This window comes from Streptomyces sp. NPDC004752, from assembly GCF_053601275.1.
Genome location: NZ_JBSGBN010000004.1, coordinates 112,865 through 128,389 on the forward strand (window position 1 = coordinate 112,865; position 15,525 = coordinate 128,389).

Here is a 15,525-nt window from a genome sequence, read left to right on the forward strand (position 1 = left end):
CAGTCTTCCGCTATGACGTCTATGGCGTCCGGCGCGGTGCGCGCAGCCCGCGCAACCCGATGCCCCCGATGACCGTCCCCCATACGAAGGAGACGATCGCCAGCAGCAGATGCACCCAGAAATAGGCCGTCGGATGCCCGTCGTCGAAGGCGAGTCCGCTGCTGTCCTTGACGAGGTTCTTGACGAAAGTGACCCAGATGACCCAGCTCCACACCCCGAAGGCGAGCAGGAACCAGGACACCGGGCGGCTGAGCTTCATACGCCCAGTATCGCCGTCGGTCGGCCGGATCTCTGTCCGGGGTGGAACGGGCGGCAGGACTTCACGGCCCGCGACAGGTACGTTCTCGACCGTGCCCGCACCCAACAAGATAGCCAGACGATCCCTTCTGGCCAGTTCTGCCGCATTTTTGTCCATATCCCTCACGTCCCTCACGTCCCTCACGGCACCGGTCGCCCTGGCGGCCCCGCGCCCGTCGGCCACACCCCCGGCGCAGATGTCGACGGTCGGCGGCGCCCGCCTGGGCCAGGCCGGTACGCAGGTCGACCTGGGCACCGGCGCACCCGTGCTGCCCAAGGGACTGACCGCGCGCTCCTGGATCGTCGCCGACGCCGAGACCGGCGATGTGCTCGCCGCCCACGACGCACACTGGCACCTGCCCCCGGCAAGCACACTGAAGATGCTGTTCGCCGACACCGTGCTGCCGAAGTTCCCCAAGTCGACCGAGCACAAGGTGGTGTCCTCCGACCTGGCCGGCGTCGGCGCCGGTTCCAGTGTGGTCCCGGTGCACGAGGGCGAGACCTACACGATCCGCGACCTGTGGCTCGGCGTCTTCCTGCGCTCCGGCAACGACGCCGTGCACGTGCTGTCCGCGATGAACGGCGGCGTGGCCGAGACCGTCAAGGACATGCAGGCGCACGCCGAGGAGTTGCAGGCCCTCGACACCCATGTGGTCAGCCCCGACGGCTACGACGCCGAGCGGCAGGTCTCGTCGGCGTACGACCTGACGCTCTTCGCCCGCTCCGGGCTGCAGAAGAAGGACTTCCGCGAGTACTGCTCCACGGTCCGGGCGAAGCTCCCGGGCGAGACCAAGAAGGTCAAGGGCAAGACCGTCCGCGAGACCATCGAGCTCCGGAACACCAACCGGCTGCTGAGCGGCGACACCGACGTCCCGGTGTACCACGGGATCGCGGGCGTGAAGAACGGCAACACCACCAAGGCGGGCGCCACCTTCACCGGCGTCGCGGAACGCGGCGGCAGGGTGCTGCTGGTCACCGTCATGAACCCGGAGAAGAACGAGCACAACGAGGTCTACAAGGAGACCGCGAAGCTCTTCGACTGGGGCTTCGCGGCGGCCGACAAGGCGCGGCCGGTGGGCGAGCTGGTGCCACCGAAGAGCGCGGCGCCGCCCAGCGGGCGGCCGGGCGCCACGGCGTCCGCCGCGGAGGCGGGCGGCACCGCCGCGGCCGGGGGCAAGACCGACGGCGGGTCCTCGGCGAAGCCCGTGAGCACCTCCTCCGCGGGCCCGTCGGGCGGCGTCGGGATCGCGCTGGCGATCACCGGTGGGCTGCTGGTGCTGCTGGCCGGCGGGGTGTTCCTGGTCAATCGCCGCTGGCCGCTGCCGGACCTGGTGCGCCGTCGGACGCCCCGTCCGTGACCGGTCCCTCAGCGCTCTGCGTCGCCGTCCAGGCGGCGCAGAACAGCACCAGTCTCGCGGTGAAGTTGATCCACAGCAGCAGGGCCACGGGCACGCCGAAAGCCCCGTACATGCTCTTGGTGGCGACGCCCTGGATATAGCCGCTGAGGAGCAGCTTGAGGAGTTCAAAGCCGACCGCGCCGATCAGTGCGGCCACCACCAGGCGGCGACGCGGCGGATCGACCCCGGGCAGCAGGGTGAGGACGTAGAGCAGCAGCAGGAAGTCGGCGAACACGGCGACGGCGAACGCGACGAGGCGCAGCAGCAGGCTGCCCCAGCTCGCCCGGTCCAGGCCGAGCTGCTCGGAGACCCAGCCGACCAGGGCGGAGGCCACGGCCGACAGGGCGATGGTCGCGAGCACCGCGCCCCCGAGGCCGACGAGGACGCCCGCGTCGACGGCCTTGCGCACGATCGGGTTCTCCTCGCCGTCCGGCCGTTCCCACACCGCCCGCAGACAGTCGCGCATCTGGCCGACCCAGCCGATGCCGGTGAACAGCAGCACGGCACCGGCGATGAGTCCGACGGTGCCCGCGTTCTGCACCAGGGCGTTGATGTCCAACTGGTCGGAGATGCCCGGGACCTGATCGGCGATCTTGTTCTGGAGCTCCTGCTGCTGCGCCGCGCTCAGGGTGGCGGCGGCGATCGCGGCGGCCACCGTCAGCAGCGGGAACAGCGCGATGAAGCTGATGAACGTCATCGCCGCCGCCAGCCGCGTCCATTTCACCCGGTCCAGGCGCTCGTACGCCTGCCACGCGTGCGTGGTCATGAGCCATGTGAGGAGCGGCCCGATCCCGGGGAGCCTCTTCAGCCAGTCCATGATCCGACTCTGCCCTCGGCGGGGAACACCCATGTCCGGGTGCCCCAGAAGCGCAGGACCGTGGCGAGGGCCATGCCGATGCCGGACCCGGAGACGGTGTCGGCGCACTGCGAGGTGAGCCCGAGGCCGTAGTGGCTGACGGCGATGCACAGAAGCTGGACGAGCGCGCCGGCGAGGTTCACGGCGACGAAGACGGCGTACGGGCGCGGGCCCCTGGGGTGCGCGTGGCGGTAGGTGCCGCGGGCGTTGCCCAGGTAGGCGACCGTGCAGCCGGCCGCGAAGGACGCGGCCTTCGCGGTGAGGGGATCGAGTCCGGCGGGGCCGCGCAGACAGCTGAAGACGGCCAGGTCGGCGGCATAGGCGAGGAGCCCGGCGGTGGCGAAGCCGAGCAGCTCGCGTCGGTCGACGCTCACCAATTGGCCACCGCCAGGCCGTACATGGCGAGCCAGGCCAGCCCGATCAGGGCCAGCGCCCGGTCGCGCAGGACGACGTCCTCGGGCTCACCCGCGGTGCCACGGTCGGCGAAGACGGCGTACCGGAGGATCGCGAGGATGAAGGCGACCATCGACAGCTGCCGCCAGGGCAGCACGCCCGCGTGCGGCGTACCGCCCTCCTCCAGGGCCCACATGCAGTACGCGAGGACGGCGACCCCCGCGGCCAGTTGCCAGACGAAGCGGAGGTAGCCGGTGGTGTACTCGGTGAGCAACGCGCGCGTGGCACCCGATTTCCCGGCCATCTGGAGGGCTTCGGAGTAGCGCTTGGCCGACACCATGAACAGCGCCCCGAACCCGGTGGTGATCAGGAACCAGCGGGACAGCGGGATGCCGAGCGCGACCCCGCCGATCATCGCGCGCATCACAAAGCCGGTGGTGACGACGGCGAGGTCGGCGACCAGGACATGCTTGAGGCTTACGCAGTACGCCAGTTGCATGCCGACGTAGGCCGTCAGGAGGGCCGCGACGAGGGGTGAGGTCAGCCAGGCCGCGAGGGCAGGCGCGAGCACGGCCAGGGCGGCTCCGACGGCGTATGCGACGGATACGGGGACCTGCCCCGCGGCGACCGGACGGCGGCACTTGGTGGGGTGGGCGCGGTCGGCCTCGGCGTCACGGGCGTCGTTGATCAGGTAGACGGCGGCGGCGCAGGCGGTGAACAGGACGAAGACGAGGGCGACTTGGGTGAGCGCGTGCCGGGAGAAGAGCTGCCCGGCGGCGGCCGGTGCGGCGGCGACGAGGCTGTTCTTGACCCACTGCTTGGGGCGGGTGGTCCTCAGCAGGCCGCCCAGGACACTGCCCTTGAGCGGGGGCGCGGCCGCCGACGCGGGGGGCCTGCGCCGCTCCGGCAGCGCGGCTTCGCCGACGTGCACGCCGTCCGTGAGGGGCGCTGTCTCAGTCACGGATGCCTCCTGCCATCCAGCGCACTCCGAGTCGCGCCGTGAGCGCCCCCAAGGCCGCGCCGGCGGCGACATCGGAGGGGTAGTGGACGCCCACCACCAGGCGGGACAGGCACATGGCCGCGGCCAGCGGCGGGAGCCCGTACGCCCCCAGCGCCCCGAACGCCACGGCGGCGGCCGTCGCGGAGGCGGCGTGCGAACTCGGGAAGGAGTACCGGCCGACGGTGCGCACCAGCGGCTCGACGTGCCCGGGACGCCCCCGGCGCACCAGGCGTTTGACGCCCGAACTGGTGAGGTGCGCGCCCGCGACGAGCGCCGTGCCGCGCAGCCAGGAGCCGCGCCGCGCGCCGTCCGCGGCGGCTCCCACGAGCCCCGCCGCGAGCCACAGCGCGCCGTGCTCACCGGCCAGGGACAGGCCGCGTGCGGCGGACGCGACGCGCGGATCGGCACCGCAGGCGCGGAGCGCGAAAAGGATCCGGTGGTCCATGTCGTCCATGTGGACTCACTGTTCACCCCCGCACCCCCAGAACTACGGCAATATTGAGCGACATCCCATTAATCACCCATTTCGGGGAGGGAAGTGATGTTTCTTGATTAATAGCTCACACAGGGGCGATACGGTCACCGGCATGTCTGGAGTCATGGTTTCCGTCACCGGATGGGGCCGCACCGCCCCCACCTCCGCCCGGCTGGTGCGCCCGCGGACGTACGAGGAGGCTGTGACCGCCGTCCGGAACTGCGGGGCCCGCGGCGGCATCGCGCGGGGCCTGGGCCGGGCGTACGGGGACGCGGCGCAGAACGCCGGCGGGGCCGTGCTCGACATGACGGGCCTCGACCGCATCCATGCCATCGACGCCGACGGCGGCATCGTGCTGTGCGACGCGGGCGTGTCCCTGCACCGGCTGATGGAAGTGCTGCTGCCGCTCGGCTGGTTCGTACCGGTGACGCCCGGCACCCGCCAGGTGACGGTCGGCGGGGCGATCGGCGCCGACATCCACGGCAAGAACCACCATGTCTCCGGCTCCTTCTCGCGCCATGTGCTCGCGCTGGAACTCCTCACCGCCGACGGCGAGATCCGCGCGGTCGGCCGCGGCACCCCCCTGTTCGACGCCACCACCGGCGGCATGGGCCTGACCGGGGTGATCCTGACCGCCACCGTGCGGCTGCTGCCGGTGGAGACCTCGTACATGTCGGTCGACACCGAGCGCGCCACCGACCTGGACGACCTGATGGCCCGCCTGACGGCCACCGACCACCGCTACCGCTACTCGGTCGCCTGGATCGACCTGCTGGCCCGGGGCGCGGCCACCGGTCGCGCCGTCCTCACCCGCGGCGACCACGCGCCCCTGGAGGCACTGCGCGAGGGCACACACGCGTGGCGGCGCCCGCTGTCCTTCCGCCCCCGGCAGTTCCCGCCCGCCCCGGCCTGCATCCCGGAGGGCCTGCTCGGCCGCGCCGGCGTGGGGCTGTTCAACGAGCTCTGGTACCGACGGGCGCCACGCGCGCGTACCGGCGAACTCCAGCGGATCCCCGCCTTCTTCCACCCCCTGGACGGCGTGCCCCACTGGAACCGGATCTACGGCCGCGGCGGCTTCGTCCAGTACCAGTTCGTCGTCGGACACGGCCAGGAGGACGCCCTGCACCGGATCGTGCACCGGATCTCCGGCCGCCGGTGTCCGTCCTTCCTGGCCGTCCTCAAGCGCTTCGGGGAGGCGGACCCCGGCTGGCTCTCCTTCCCGGTGCCCGGCTGGACGCTCGCCCTGGACATCCCGGCGAACCTGCCCCGGCTCGGCACCTTCCTCGACGAGCTGGACGAGGAGGTCGCCGCCGCGGGCGGACGCGTCTACCTCGCCAAGGACTCCCGGCTGCGCCCCGAGCTGCTCGATGCGATGTATCCCCGGCTCGCCGACTTCCGGGCCCTGCGCGCGGAACTGGACCCGCGCGGGGTGTTCGTCTCGGACCTCGCCCGCCGCCTGGGCCTGTGAAGCCCCCCATCCCCAAGGAGCTGTCGTGAAGGACGCCTTCGGCCTCCCCCAGTCCCTGCTCGTCCTCGGCGGTACGTCGGACATCGCGCTGGCCACCACGCGCCGGTTGATCGCCCGCCGCACCCGCACGGTATGGCTCGCGGGCCGCCCCTCACCAGCCCTGGAGCGGGCAGCCGAGGAACTGCGCGGCCTGGGCGCGGACGTCCGCACCGTCGCCTTCGACGCGCTCGAACCCGAGTCGCACGAGTCGGTGCTCGGGAAGGTCTTCGCCGAGGGCGACGTCGACATGGTGCTGCTCGCCTTCGGCATCCTCGGCGACCAGGCGCACGACGAGCGGGAACCGGTGAGCGCGGTCCGGGTCGCGCAGACCAACTACACGGGCGCGGTCTCGGCGGGCCTGGTCTCGGCCGCCGCGCTCCAGACGCAGGGGCACGGCTCCCTGGTGGTCCTCTCCTCGGTCGCCGGCGAACGGGCCCGCCGCTCCAACTTCATCTACGGCTCCAGCAAGGCCGGCCTCGACGCCTTCGCCCAGGGCCTCGGCGACGCGCTCTACGGCACCGGCGTGCACGTCATGGTCGTACGCCCCGGATTCGTCCGGTCCCGGATGACGGCCGGCCTCGACGAGGCCCCCCTGGCGACCACACCGGATGCCGTGGCCACGGCCATCGAACTGGGCCTGCGACGCCGCACGGAAACGGTCTGGGTCCCAGGCACCCTCCGCCTGATCATGACAGCCCTACGCCACACCCCCCGCCCCCTGTTCCGCCGCCTCCCCCTCTGAACACCCAACACCCACAACAACGCCCCGCCAGGGGCGCGGGGAACTACGCAACTCAACAGCCAACGCTCACAGCAACGCCCCAAGAGGGGCGCGGGGAACTGCGCAACAAGCCACAACGCACCCGCAGCCGCAAGACAACCAACCCCGCCACCCCAGCGGAGCGCTAACGCGGGGAACTGCGCAACAAGCCACAACGCACCCGCAGCCAAACAACAACCCACCCAGCCCCACTCTCAGCGGCACGCCAACACCCCCGATAGGGGCGCGGGGAACTGCGCAACAAGCCACAACGCACCCGCACCCGCAGCCGCACCCGCAGCCAAACAACAACCAACCCACCCGCTCCCCAGCGGAGCGCTACCGGCTGGCGATCGTCCCCCACTCCGCGTGCCCCGCCTGCGGCGGCACCACAGCGCCACCGAAGGTGAACTCCCGCAGCTTGCGCCACACACCGTCCGCCCCCTGCTCGTAGAGCGCGAACCCGGTGCACGGCCACTCGGCCTCGAACCCGGCCAGCTCCCGAAAGGCCAGGTCCATCGCCGCGTCCTCGATGCCATGCGCCACCGTGACGTGCGGGTGGTACGGGAACTGCAGCTCGCGGGCCAGCGGACCGGACCCGTCGCGGACGCGTTTCTGCAGCCAGCAGCAGGCCGCCGCGCCCTGGACGACCTGGACGTAGACCACCGGCGACAGCGGCCGGAAGGTGCCCGTGCCGGACAGCCGCATCGGGAACGACCGGCCGGCCGCGGCGATCGCCGTCAGATGCGCCTCGACGGCCTGCAGCGCGGAATCGTCCACCACCGTCGGCGGCAGCAGCGTGACGTGCGTGGGGATGCCGTGAGCCGCGGCGTCGCCGAAGCCCGCGCGCCGCTCCTGGAGCAGGCTGCCATGAGGCTCCGGGACCGCGATCGACACGCCGATCGTTACGGTCCCCACGTCGTCTCCTGTCGTCGTCTCGGCTGGGCCGCCGGCTTCGTACTCAGCCGTCCGGCTATCGACTGTACGGCCATGGCTGTGCCGTGGGCAGGCGCAGCCGAAGTGATGTGCGGCGCTCTGTCCGAAGGCCCGTGTGCGGTGGTGCGCCTCAGTGCTTCGCGGGCAGGAAGCCGACCCGGTCGTAGGCGCGGGCCAGGGTCTCCGCGGCGACGGCGCGCGCCTTCTCCGCGCCCTTGGCGAGGATCGAGTCGAGCGTCTCGGGGTCGTCCAGGTACTGCTGGGCGCGCTCCCTGAACGGCGTCACGAACTCCACCATGACCTCGGCGAGGTCGGTCTTGAGCGCCCCGTAGCCCTTGCCCTCGTACGTCGCCTCCAGCTCGGCCACGCCCGTGCCGGTGAGCGTCGAGTAGATCGTGAGCAGATTGCTGATGCCCGGCTTGTTCTCGGGGTCGTAGCGGATGACCGTGTCGGTGTCGGTGACCGCGCTCCTGACCTTCTTGGCGGTGGCCTTCGGCTCGTCGAGAAGGTTGACGAGGCCCTTCGGCGTGGAGGCCGACTTGCTCATCTTGACGGACGGTTCCTGAAGGTCGTAGATCTTCGCCGTCTCCTTCAGGATGTACGGCTTCGGCACGGTGAAGGTCTCGCCGTAGCGGCCGTTGAAACGCGTGGCGAGGTCACGGGTCAGCTCGACGTGCTGGCGCTGGTCCTCGCCGACCGGAACCTCGTTGGCCTGGTAGAGCAGGATGTCGGCGACCTGGAGGATCGGGTAGGTGAACAGACCGACGGAGGCGCGGTCGGCACCGTGCCTGGCGGACTTGTCCTTGAACTGGGTCATGCGGGACGCCTCGCCGAAGCCGGTGAGGCAGTTCATGACCCAGGCCAGCTGGGCGTGCTCGGGGACATGGCTCTGGACGAAGAGCGTGCAGCGCTCCGGGTCGAGGCCGGCCGACAGGAGCTGGGCGGCGGCGAGCCGGGTGTTCGCGCGCAGCTCCTTCGGGTCCTGCGGGACCGTGATCGCGTGCAGGTCCACGACCATGTAGAACGCGTCATGGGTCTCCTGCAGGGCCACCCACTGACGAACCGCGCCGAGGTAGTTGCCGAGATGGAACGAGCCTGCGGTGGGCTGGATCCCGGAGAGCACGCGAGGACTGTCTGAAGCCATGTTCACCATTCTCTCAGGTGCCGCCCCCCGATCCCGAACTGGCCGGAAACAGGTGGGAACCGATTCGTCGTCCGCGGTGTATCAAATGCGTGAAGACGCGGGAGGGGGGCCGCATCGTCGATGAGGCCGCGGTGATCGCACGCGTACGCGCCGGAGAACCGGAGGCGCACGCGGAGCTGGTGCGGGCCCACACGGGCATCGCCCTGCGGGCGGCGGCGGCACTCGGGGCGGGTGCGGACGCGGAGGACGTGGTGCAGCAGGCATTCGTCAAGGCGTACTGCGCGCTGGGCCGCTTCAAGGACGGCGCGGCGTTCAGGCCCTGGCTGCTGTCGATCGTCGCCAATGAGACGAGGAACACAGTGCGGACGGCGGCGCGGCAGCGCACGCTTGCCGGCCGGGAGGCCGCCTTCGTGGAGGCCGAGCCGCTGATACCGGAATCGGCGGACCCGGCGGTCGCCACGCTGAGGACGGAGCGCCGCGCGGCCCTCCTGGCCGCCCTGGACCAGCTGAGCGAGGAGCACCGCCTGGTCGTCACCTACCGCTATCTCCTGGAAATGGGCGAGCCGGAGACCGCCCAGGCCCTCGGCTGGCCCCGGGGGACGGTGAAGTCCCGGCTGAATCGCGCCCTGCGGAAGCTGGGCCGGCTGCTGCCGGAATTCGAGCCTCGGGAAGGGGGTGACGAGTGTGACTGAGCGCTGCGACGACGAGGGGCGGCGAGCCGCCTGGGAGGCCGGAGGCCGGGGTCCGCGCGGCCGGGGCGGCGGCCTGGGGCCGCGCGGGCGGGACGGTGGGCCGTCCGGCAGGTCCGCCGCCCGGCTGCCGGAGGAGCTGCGGGCACTGGGCCGGTCACTGGGCGCGCCCGGGGGCGACGGTGGTGACGGTGGTGACGGTGCCGCGGGGGCGATCGGCTCCGAGACGATGGCCGAGCGGGTGCTGGGACAGATACTGGCCGAGCGGGTGCCGGTCCCGGTGGCCGAGCCTGTGGGGGCCCGGGAGCGGCTGCGCGCGGTCCGACGCTGGACGCGGCTGCGGTGGCGTGCGCTGACGGCGACCCTGTGCGGTCTGCTGACGGTGCTCGCGCTCACGCCCCCGGTGCGCGCGGCGGTCTACGACTGGTTCGACTTCGGCGGGATCGAGGTGCGGTACGACCCGTCGGCGGTGCCCTCCCCTGGCTCCGAGGTGCCCGGCTGCGGCCGTTCCCTGTCCCTCGCTCAGGCGGGTCAGCGGGCCGGGTTCGAGCCGCTGGTGCCGGGCGCCCTCGGTGTGCCGGACTGGGTGACCGTGACCGGCGGGCCGGACCGACGGCCCGTGCTCAGCATGTGCTGGCGTGAGCGGGGTCGCACCGTCAGGCTCGATGAGTTCCCTGCGAGCCTGGACTCCGGCTTCACCAAGACCGTGCGCGAGGGACCGGAGTGGATCGATCTGCGCCCGGCGCCTTCGACGGTTCCCGACTTCGCGCTGTGGTTCCCCGAGCCGCATCTGCTGAAGTTCTGGCTGGTGGACGCGGACGGCGACCGCTATCGGCGTCAGGTGCGCACGGCCGGGCCGACCCTGCTGTGGAGCCATCACGCGAAGACGGGCACCGGGACCGGCGCCGACCAGGGCGGCGGAGGGGACGGGGCCGACGGGGCGCGGCGCGTGGCGGTGACGCTGCGTCTGGAGGGCGTGGTGTCGCAGACGAGGGCGGTGAAGATCGCCAAGTCGCTCACCACGATGTCCCGGCTGTCCGCCGGGCACATCGAGCCCCGCTGATCCGGGGCGTCCGCGACAGCTTCGGCATCGGAATCCTCGAAAGGGTGCGTGCGGGAAGGGAACCCCGGCGGGTCGAGCGGTGTATCAGAAGTGACACGCGCAGAAGTGGCACACGTAGAAGTGACACGCGGCTCGCAGGCGGGCCGCAGGGGCTTCGTCTGGTGGGGGGAATCGGATGGTGAGAGGCAGGATTCGTGAACTGACGGCGCTGAGCGGGGTGTTGGCCCTCTTGCTCGGACTGCTGTTGTGGGGTGCGTCGGCCGCGGTGGCGGGCGGCCCGACCAGCGTGCTGGTGGCCTCGCCACAGAGCGGTGAGGCCACCGCACGGTACTTCTCGGACAAGGAATACGGACAGCTCCGACAACTGCTGGGCCCGGAGAACCAGGGCTCGCGCGACAAGCCGCCGGAGGCGGACCTGGCGTCCGTCCGCCAGATCAATGTGACCTGGCTGACGCACGACATATGGCCCTGGCGCATGGACCGGGTCTTCCCCGTCGATTCCAGGACTCGGGAGGTCTGGATCCACACGGCGGCCGATGTGCCCGAATCGCTGAACGGCTACTGGCACCGCGCCGAGCATCCCGCCCAACTGCGCGCTCTGCTCACGAAGTTGGGCGTGATGAGCGGCAAGAACAGTCAGGCGGGCTATACCGGTATGTTTCCCGGCCCATGGCAGTCGGAGAGCCCCGGCGCGGAGGACGGGAACGAGCAGTCGACCACCACGGTCTCGGTCACCACCGGAACCGAGGAGGACGGCACCGACTGGTGGTGGGCGATACCGGGCGCGGCGGCCGGTGCAGCCCTTGCGCTGGTGCTGCGGTCCCTGGTCCCACGGGTGGCACCGGCCCTGCGGCGCCGTGACCGGGAGCCGGGGCCCAGACAGGAACTGCGGGACGTATGAGGACGTAATGAGAGCGGACACAGCCGCGATATCCCGGCGGGTCGGCGCCGGCGGCTTCCTGATACGCCCCTCGCGGCGGCCCGGTGCGTGTCCGGACCGCCACGGGAGGAAACCACGACGGGAACTGACCGATCTCCGACCGGCGGAGCTTCCGGCCTTCGGCTCGGGTGCCGGGGTCAGCCGAGGTCGATCTCCGGGTACAGCGGGAACCCGGCCACGAGGTCGGAGGCGCGCTGCGAGATCTCGTCCGCGACCTTCGGGTCGAGCACGTACTGGGCCTTGGACGGGGTGCCCTTGCCGGTGGTGCCGGGCCCGGCGGTGGTCAGGACGCGATCGATGAGGCCGGCGACCTCGTCCATCTCGGCGGTGCCGAGGCCACGCGTGGTCAGGGCCGGGGTGCCGATGCGGATGCCGGAGGTGTACCAGGCGCCGTTGGGGTCGGCCGGGATCGCGTTGCGGTTGGTGACGATGCCGGAGTCCAGCAGTGCGGCCTCGGCCTGGCGGCCGGTGAGGCCGTAGGAGGTGGCGACGTCGATCAGGTTGAGGTGGTTGTCGCTGCCGCCGGTGACCAGGGTGGCGCCTCGGCTCATCAAGCCCTCGGCGAGCGCCCGGGAGTTGTCGACGATCCGCTGCGCGTAGTCCTGGAAGGAGGGCCGGCGGGCCTCGGCGAGGGCCACGGCCTTGGCCGCCATGACATGCGGAAGGGGGCCGCCGAGGACCATCGGGCAGCCGCGGTCGACCTGATCCTTGAGGGAGTCGTCGCACAGGACCATGCCGCCGCGCGGGCCGCGCAGCGACTTGTGGGTGGTGGTGGTGACGATCTGGGCGTGCGGCACCGGATCGAAGTCTCCGGTGAGGACCTTGCCGGCGACGAGACCGGCGAAGTGGGCCATGTCGACCATGAGCGTGGCGCCGACCTCGTCGGCGATCTCACGCATGATCCGGAAGTTCACGAGACGGGGGTAGGCGGAGTAACCGGCGATGATGATCAGCGGCTTGAATTCGCGGGCGGAGGCACGCAGGGCCTCGTAGTCGATGAGGCCGGTGGCCGGGTCGGTGCCATAGGAACGCTGGTCGAACATCTTGCCGGAGATGTTCGGGCGGAAGCCGTGGGTGAGGTGGCCGCCGGCGTCCAGGGACATGCCGAGCATGCGCTGGTTGCCGAAGGACTGGCGGAGTTCGGCCCAGTCCTCCTCGGAGAGGTCGTTGATCTGGCGGACGCCGGCCTTCTCCAGGGCGGGCGCCTCGACGCGCTGCGCGAGAACGGCCCAGAAGGCGACGAGGTTGGCGTCGATGCCGGAGTGCGGCTGGACATAGGCGTGACGTGCGCCGAACAGTTCCTTGGCGTGCTCCGCGGCGATCGACTCCACGGTGTCGACATTGCGGCAGCCGGCGTAGAAGCGGCGGCCGACGGTGCCCTCGGCGTACTTGTCGCTGAACCAGTTGCCCATCGCCAGGAGGGTGGCCGGGGAGGCGTAGTTCTCGGAGGCGATCAGCTTGAGCATCTCGCGCTGGTCGGCGACCTCCTGGCCGATGGCGTCGGCCACGCGCGGCTCGACGGCACGGATCACATCGAGGGCGGCACGGAAGGCGGTGGACTCGGCGGAGCCGGACGAGGAAAGGGGCTGATCTGGCATGGGGACCTCCGGACGGCGTATATACAGCGTTCACGGCTCGGCCCAGGCGCACGGCACTCGTTTCGCTGGGCCGCTCCCCGATGGTCCATCCCATCCCAGCGCGCCAGTCACGGCCCGCCGGTCAGCCTACCGGGCGCATCGGACGGGCACGCGCGGCGGTGGTCGCATGTTGCTGACGGCTCCGGGTCCGGCCCGCGAGCGAGGATGAGAGAGAGGGGGGGACGAATCCCGACACTCTGGCCCACTGGAGTTCCCGTGAACACTACGGAGACGCTCATCGCCGCCGCCGACGCCCACAGTGCGCACACCTACCAACCACTGCCGGTGGTCGTGGCCACCGCGGACGGGGCCTGGATGACGGATGTCGAGGGTCGGCGCTATCTAGATCTGCTCGCCGGCTACTCCGCGCTGAACTTCGGGCATGGAAACCGGCGGCTGGTGGCGGCGGCCAAGGCGCAGCTGGAACGGGTGACGCTGACGTCGCGGGCGTTCCACCACGACCGGTTCGCCGCGTTCTGCACCGAACTGGCCGAGCTGTGCGGCATGGAGCTGGTGCTGCCGATGAACACCGGTGTGGAGGCGGTGGAGACCGCGGTGAAGACGGCCCGGAAGTGGGGCTACCGGGTGAAGGGGGTGCCCGGGGAGATGGCGAAGATCGTGGTCGCCGGGGGCAACTTCCACGGCCGTACGACGACGGTCATCAGCTTCTCCACGGATCCGGAGGCGCGGGCGGACTTCGGGCCGTACACGCCGGGCTTCGAGATCGTGCCCTACGGGGACCTGACCGCGATGCGGGCGGCGCTCACCGAGAACACGGTCGCGGTGCTGCTGGAGCCGATCCAGGGCGAGGCGGGCGTGATCGTGCCGCCGGCCGGTTATCTGCCGACGGTGCGGGAGCTGACCCGGGAGCGGAATGTGCTGTTCATCGCGGATGAGATCCAGTCGGGGCTGGGCCGGACCGGGCGGACCTTCGCCTGCGAGCACGAGGGGGTCGTGCCGGATGTGTATCTGCTGGGAAAGGCGCTGGGCGGCGGGATCGTGCCGGTGTCGGCGGTGGTCTCGGGAGCGGAGGTGCTCGGGGTGTTCCGGCCGGGTGAGCACGGGTCGACGTTCGGCGGTAATCCGCTGGCCTGCGCGGTGGCGCTGGAGGTGATCGCGATGCTGCGGTCGGGCGAGTACCAGGCGCGCGCCGCGGAGCTGGGCGAACATCTGCACCGTGAGCTGGGCGCGCTGCTCGGTACCGGCGCGGTGACGGCGGTGCGCGGGCGCGGGCTGTGGGCGGGGGTCGATGTCGCGCCGGCGCTCGGGACGGGGCGGCGGATCTCGGAGCGGCTCATGGAGCGCGGCGTGCTGGTGAAGGACACACACGGCCCGACGATCCGGATCGCGCCGCCGCTGGTGATCGAGAAGGAGGATCTGGACTGGGGGCTCGACCACGTGCGGGCGGTGCTGGCCGACCGACGGGGGGAGGCGAGAGTCCGGTGAGAGACCGGCCCGCATCGGGCCGCGGGTTTTCCCGCTCCCCTACAGTCGCTTCGTGCTCTTCGGAATGGTGTGCGCCCTGGGCGCGGCGGTCTGTTTCGGTACGGCGACCGTGTTGCAGGCGATGGCCGCGCGCCGGGCGGCGGGCACCGGTGCGGGCGGGGACGCGGCGCTGCTGCTGCGGGCGCTGCGGCAGTGGCGGTATCTGGCCGGTCTTGGGCTGGACGGTCTGGGGTTTCTGCTGCAGATCGCGGCGCTGCGGTCGATCCCGATCTATGCGGTCGGTGCGGCCCTGGCGTCGAGTCTGGCGGTGACCGCGGTGGTCGCGGCGCGATGGCTGCGGGTGCGGCTGAGCGGGGCGGAGTGGGGCGCGGTGGCGGTGGTGTGTGCCGGGTTGGCGATGCTGGGGCTGGCCTCCGGGGCGGAGGGCCATCAGGACGGTTCGACGGCGTTGCGGTACGCGATGCTGGCGGCTGCGGTGGCGGTGTTGCTGCTGGGGGCGGTCGGCGGGCGGTTGCGGGGGCGGGGCCGGGCGCTGTTGCTCGGTCTGGGTGCGGGCTTCGGGTTCGGGGTGGTGGAGGTGGCGGTGCGGCTGATCGACGATCTGGCGCCCGCGGCCCTGTTCACCAACCCGGCCGCCTATGCCCTGCTGCTCGGCGGGACGGCCGCCTTTGTGCTGCTCACGTCGGCCCTCCAGCGCGGCTCGGTGACCACGGCCACCGCCGGGATGGTGATCGGCGAGACCATCGGCCCGGCGGCGGTGGGCGTGGTGTGGCTGGGTGACCGCACCCGCGAGGGCCTGACCTGGCTCGCGGTGCTGGGCTTCGCGGTCGCGGTCACCGGCGCCCTGGCCCTGGCCCGCTTCGGAGAGGCCCCGGTACCGGAGCGCTCCGCTGGATATGCCGTGATACGCCGTCGGTAGTCTGCGGCACCATCGTGGCTGGTCGCGCAGTTCCCCGCGCCCCTTCACTTCAGGGCGCGGGCGACG

At 71.6% G+C, this 15,525-nt stretch carries 16 protein-coding genes and 1 riboswitch; of the genes, 8 read left to right on the forward strand and 8 right to left on the reverse strand.

Annotation, left to right across the window (positions count from 1 at the left end):
• Nucleotides 1–19 precede the first annotated feature (19 nt).
• A complete protein-coding gene (locus tag ACWEKM_RS03265) occupies nucleotides 20–259 on the reverse strand; it encodes an SCO4848 family membrane protein (protein ID WP_451619436.1) in 240 nt (79 codons plus the stop codon).
• A 91-nt stretch (nucleotides 260–350) separates the two neighbouring features.
• Here ACWEKM_RS03265 and ACWEKM_RS03270 point away from each other — a divergent pair, with 91 nt between their 5' ends.
• A complete protein-coding gene (locus tag ACWEKM_RS03270; RefSeq protein ID WP_451619437.1) occupies nucleotides 351–1,655 on the forward strand; it encodes a D-alanyl-D-alanine carboxypeptidase family protein in 1,305 nt (434 codons plus the stop codon).
• Here ACWEKM_RS03270 and ACWEKM_RS03275 read toward each other — a convergent pair.
• The 4 genes from ACWEKM_RS03275 to ACWEKM_RS03290 are packed head-to-tail and all read right to left on the reverse strand — an operon-like array spanning nucleotide 1,600 to nucleotide 4,397.
• Nucleotides 1,600–2,511: a YihY/virulence factor BrkB family protein gene (locus ACWEKM_RS03275; protein ID WP_451619438.1), complete on the reverse strand. Its 912-nt coding sequence runs from the start codon at nucleotides 2,509–2,511 to the stop codon at nucleotides 1,600–1,602. The genes ACWEKM_RS03270 and ACWEKM_RS03275 overlap by 56 nt on opposite strands.
• Nucleotides 2,499–2,924 (reverse strand): GtrA family protein, encoded by a 426-nt coding sequence (locus tag ACWEKM_RS03280; protein WP_451619439.1) that lies wholly within the window; start codon nucleotides 2,922–2,924, stop codon nucleotides 2,499–2,501. Before ACWEKM_RS03280 ends, ACWEKM_RS03275 begins: the two co-directional genes overlap by 13 nt.
• Nucleotides 2,921–3,904, reverse strand: a complete 984-nt coding sequence (locus tag ACWEKM_RS03285) for a decaprenyl-phosphate phosphoribosyltransferase (protein WP_451619440.1) — start codon at nucleotides 3,902–3,904, stop codon at nucleotides 2,921–2,923. The genes ACWEKM_RS03280 and ACWEKM_RS03285 overlap by 4 nt, the downstream gene beginning before the upstream one ends.
• Nucleotides 3,897–4,397 carry a phosphatase PAP2 family protein gene (locus ACWEKM_RS03290; RefSeq protein ID WP_451619441.1) on the reverse strand — a complete coding sequence of 167 codons (501 nt, stop codon included), beginning with the start codon at nucleotides 4,395–4,397 and terminating at the stop codon, nucleotides 3,897–3,899. The genes ACWEKM_RS03285 and ACWEKM_RS03290 overlap by 8 nt, the downstream gene beginning before the upstream one ends.
• Nucleotides 4,398–4,530: 133 nt before the next feature.
• On the opposite strand from ACWEKM_RS03290, the gene ACWEKM_RS03295 reads away from it, so the two are divergent.
• Both ACWEKM_RS03295 and ACWEKM_RS03300 read left to right on the forward strand, forming a co-directional pair.
• Nucleotides 4,531–5,886: an FAD-binding protein gene (locus tag ACWEKM_RS03295; protein ID WP_451619442.1), complete on the forward strand. Its 1,356-nt coding sequence runs from the start codon at nucleotides 4,531–4,533 to the stop codon at nucleotides 5,884–5,886.
• A 25-nt stretch (nucleotides 5,887–5,911) separates the two neighbouring features.
• The gene (locus ACWEKM_RS03300; RefSeq protein ID WP_451619443.1) at nucleotides 5,912–6,667 is read left to right on the forward strand and encodes a decaprenylphospho-beta-D-erythro-pentofuranosid-2-ulose 2-reductase; all 756 of its coding nucleotides are present in this window, start codon (nucleotides 5,912–5,914) and stop codon (nucleotides 6,665–6,667) included.
• A 357-nt stretch (nucleotides 6,668–7,024) separates the two neighbouring features.
• Here the strand turns inward: ACWEKM_RS03300 and ACWEKM_RS03305 are convergent, their stop codons facing one another.
• Both ACWEKM_RS03305 and trpS read right to left on the reverse strand, forming a co-directional pair.
• On the reverse strand, nucleotides 7,025–7,603 hold the full coding sequence (locus ACWEKM_RS03305; protein ID WP_451619444.1) for a 2'-5' RNA ligase family protein: 579 nt from the start codon (nucleotides 7,601–7,603) through the stop codon (nucleotides 7,025–7,027).
• A 148-nt stretch (nucleotides 7,604–7,751) separates the two neighbouring features.
• Nucleotides 7,752–8,765 (reverse strand): tryptophan--tRNA ligase, encoded by a 1,014-nt coding sequence (trpS, locus tag ACWEKM_RS03310; protein ID WP_451619445.1) that lies wholly within the window; start codon nucleotides 8,763–8,765, stop codon nucleotides 7,752–7,754.
• An 89-nt stretch (nucleotides 8,766–8,854) separates the two neighbouring features.
• On the opposite strand from trpS, the gene ACWEKM_RS03315 reads away from it, so the two are divergent.
• From ACWEKM_RS03315 to ACWEKM_RS03325, 3 genes are all read left to right on the forward strand, one after another.
• A complete protein-coding gene (locus ACWEKM_RS03315; protein WP_451619446.1) occupies nucleotides 8,855–9,457 on the forward strand; it encodes an RNA polymerase sigma factor in 603 nt (200 codons plus the stop codon).
• 73 nt (nucleotides 9,458–9,530) lie between these two features.
• Nucleotides 9,531–10,517, forward strand: coding sequence for a hypothetical protein (locus ACWEKM_RS03320; protein ID WP_451619468.1), 987 nt, complete (start codon nucleotides 9,531–9,533; stop codon nucleotides 10,515–10,517).
• Nucleotides 10,518–10,692: 175 nt separating this feature from the next.
• Entirely contained in the window at nucleotides 10,693–11,418 is a 726-nt protein-coding gene (locus ACWEKM_RS03325) for a hypothetical protein (protein WP_451619447.1), read from the forward strand.
• A 176-nt stretch (nucleotides 11,419–11,594) separates the two neighbouring features.
• Here ACWEKM_RS03325 and ACWEKM_RS03330 read toward each other — a convergent pair whose 3' ends face one another.
• On the reverse strand, nucleotides 11,595–13,055 hold the full coding sequence (locus ACWEKM_RS03330) for a glycine hydroxymethyltransferase (RefSeq protein ID WP_451619448.1): 1,461 nt from the start codon (nucleotides 13,053–13,055) through the stop codon (nucleotides 11,595–11,597).
• A 33-nt stretch (nucleotides 13,056–13,088) separates the two neighbouring features.
• A riboswitch (ZMP/ZTP riboswitch) is annotated at nucleotides 13,089–13,176 on the reverse strand.
• A 134-nt stretch (nucleotides 13,177–13,310) separates the two neighbouring features.
• Here ACWEKM_RS03330 and rocD point away from each other — a divergent pair.
• Both rocD and ACWEKM_RS03340 read left to right on the forward strand, forming a co-directional pair.
• Complete coding sequence (gene rocD / locus ACWEKM_RS03335; RefSeq protein ID WP_451619449.1) at nucleotides 13,311–14,540, forward strand: ornithine--oxo-acid transaminase; 1,230 nt, start codon at nucleotides 13,311–13,313, stop codon at nucleotides 14,538–14,540.
• Nucleotides 14,541–14,604: 64 nt separating this feature from the next.
• Nucleotides 14,605–15,459, forward strand: coding sequence for a DMT family transporter (locus tag ACWEKM_RS03340; protein ID WP_451619469.1), 855 nt, complete (start codon nucleotides 14,605–14,607; stop codon nucleotides 15,457–15,459).
• Nucleotides 15,460–15,525 lie beyond the last annotated feature (66 nt).

Excerpts from the sequence above, each read along its gene's own strand:
- ACWEKM_RS03265 (WP_451619436.1), bottom strand. The coding sequence starts at position 259 with ATGAAGCTCAGCCGCCCGGTGTCCTGGTTCCTGCTCGCCTTCGGGGTG.
- ACWEKM_RS03275 (WP_451619438.1), bottom strand. The coding sequence starts at position 2,511 with ATGGACTGGCTGAAGAGGCTCCCCGGGATCGGGCCGCTCCTCACATGG.
- ACWEKM_RS03290 (WP_451619441.1), bottom strand. The coding sequence starts at position 4,397 with ATGGACGACATGGACCACCGGATCCTTTTCGCGCTCCGCGCCTGCGGT.
- ACWEKM_RS03295 (WP_451619442.1), top strand. The coding sequence starts at position 4,531 with ATGTCTGGAGTCATGGTTTCCGTCACCGGATGGGGCCGCACCGCCCCC.
- trpS (WP_451619445.1), bottom strand. The coding sequence starts at position 8,765 with ATGGCTTCAGACAGTCCTCGCGTGCTCTCCGGGATCCAGCCCACCGCA.
- ACWEKM_RS03325 (WP_451619447.1), top strand. The coding sequence starts at position 10,693 with ATGGTGAGAGGCAGGATTCGTGAACTGACGGCGCTGAGCGGGGTGTTG.
- ACWEKM_RS03330 (WP_451619448.1), bottom strand. The coding sequence starts at position 13,055 with ATGCCAGATCAGCCCCTTTCCTCGTCCGGCTCCGCCGAGTCCACCGCC.
- ACWEKM_RS03340 (WP_451619469.1), top strand. The coding sequence starts at position 14,605 with ATGGTGTGCGCCCTGGGCGCGGCGGTCTGTTTCGGTACGGCGACCGTG.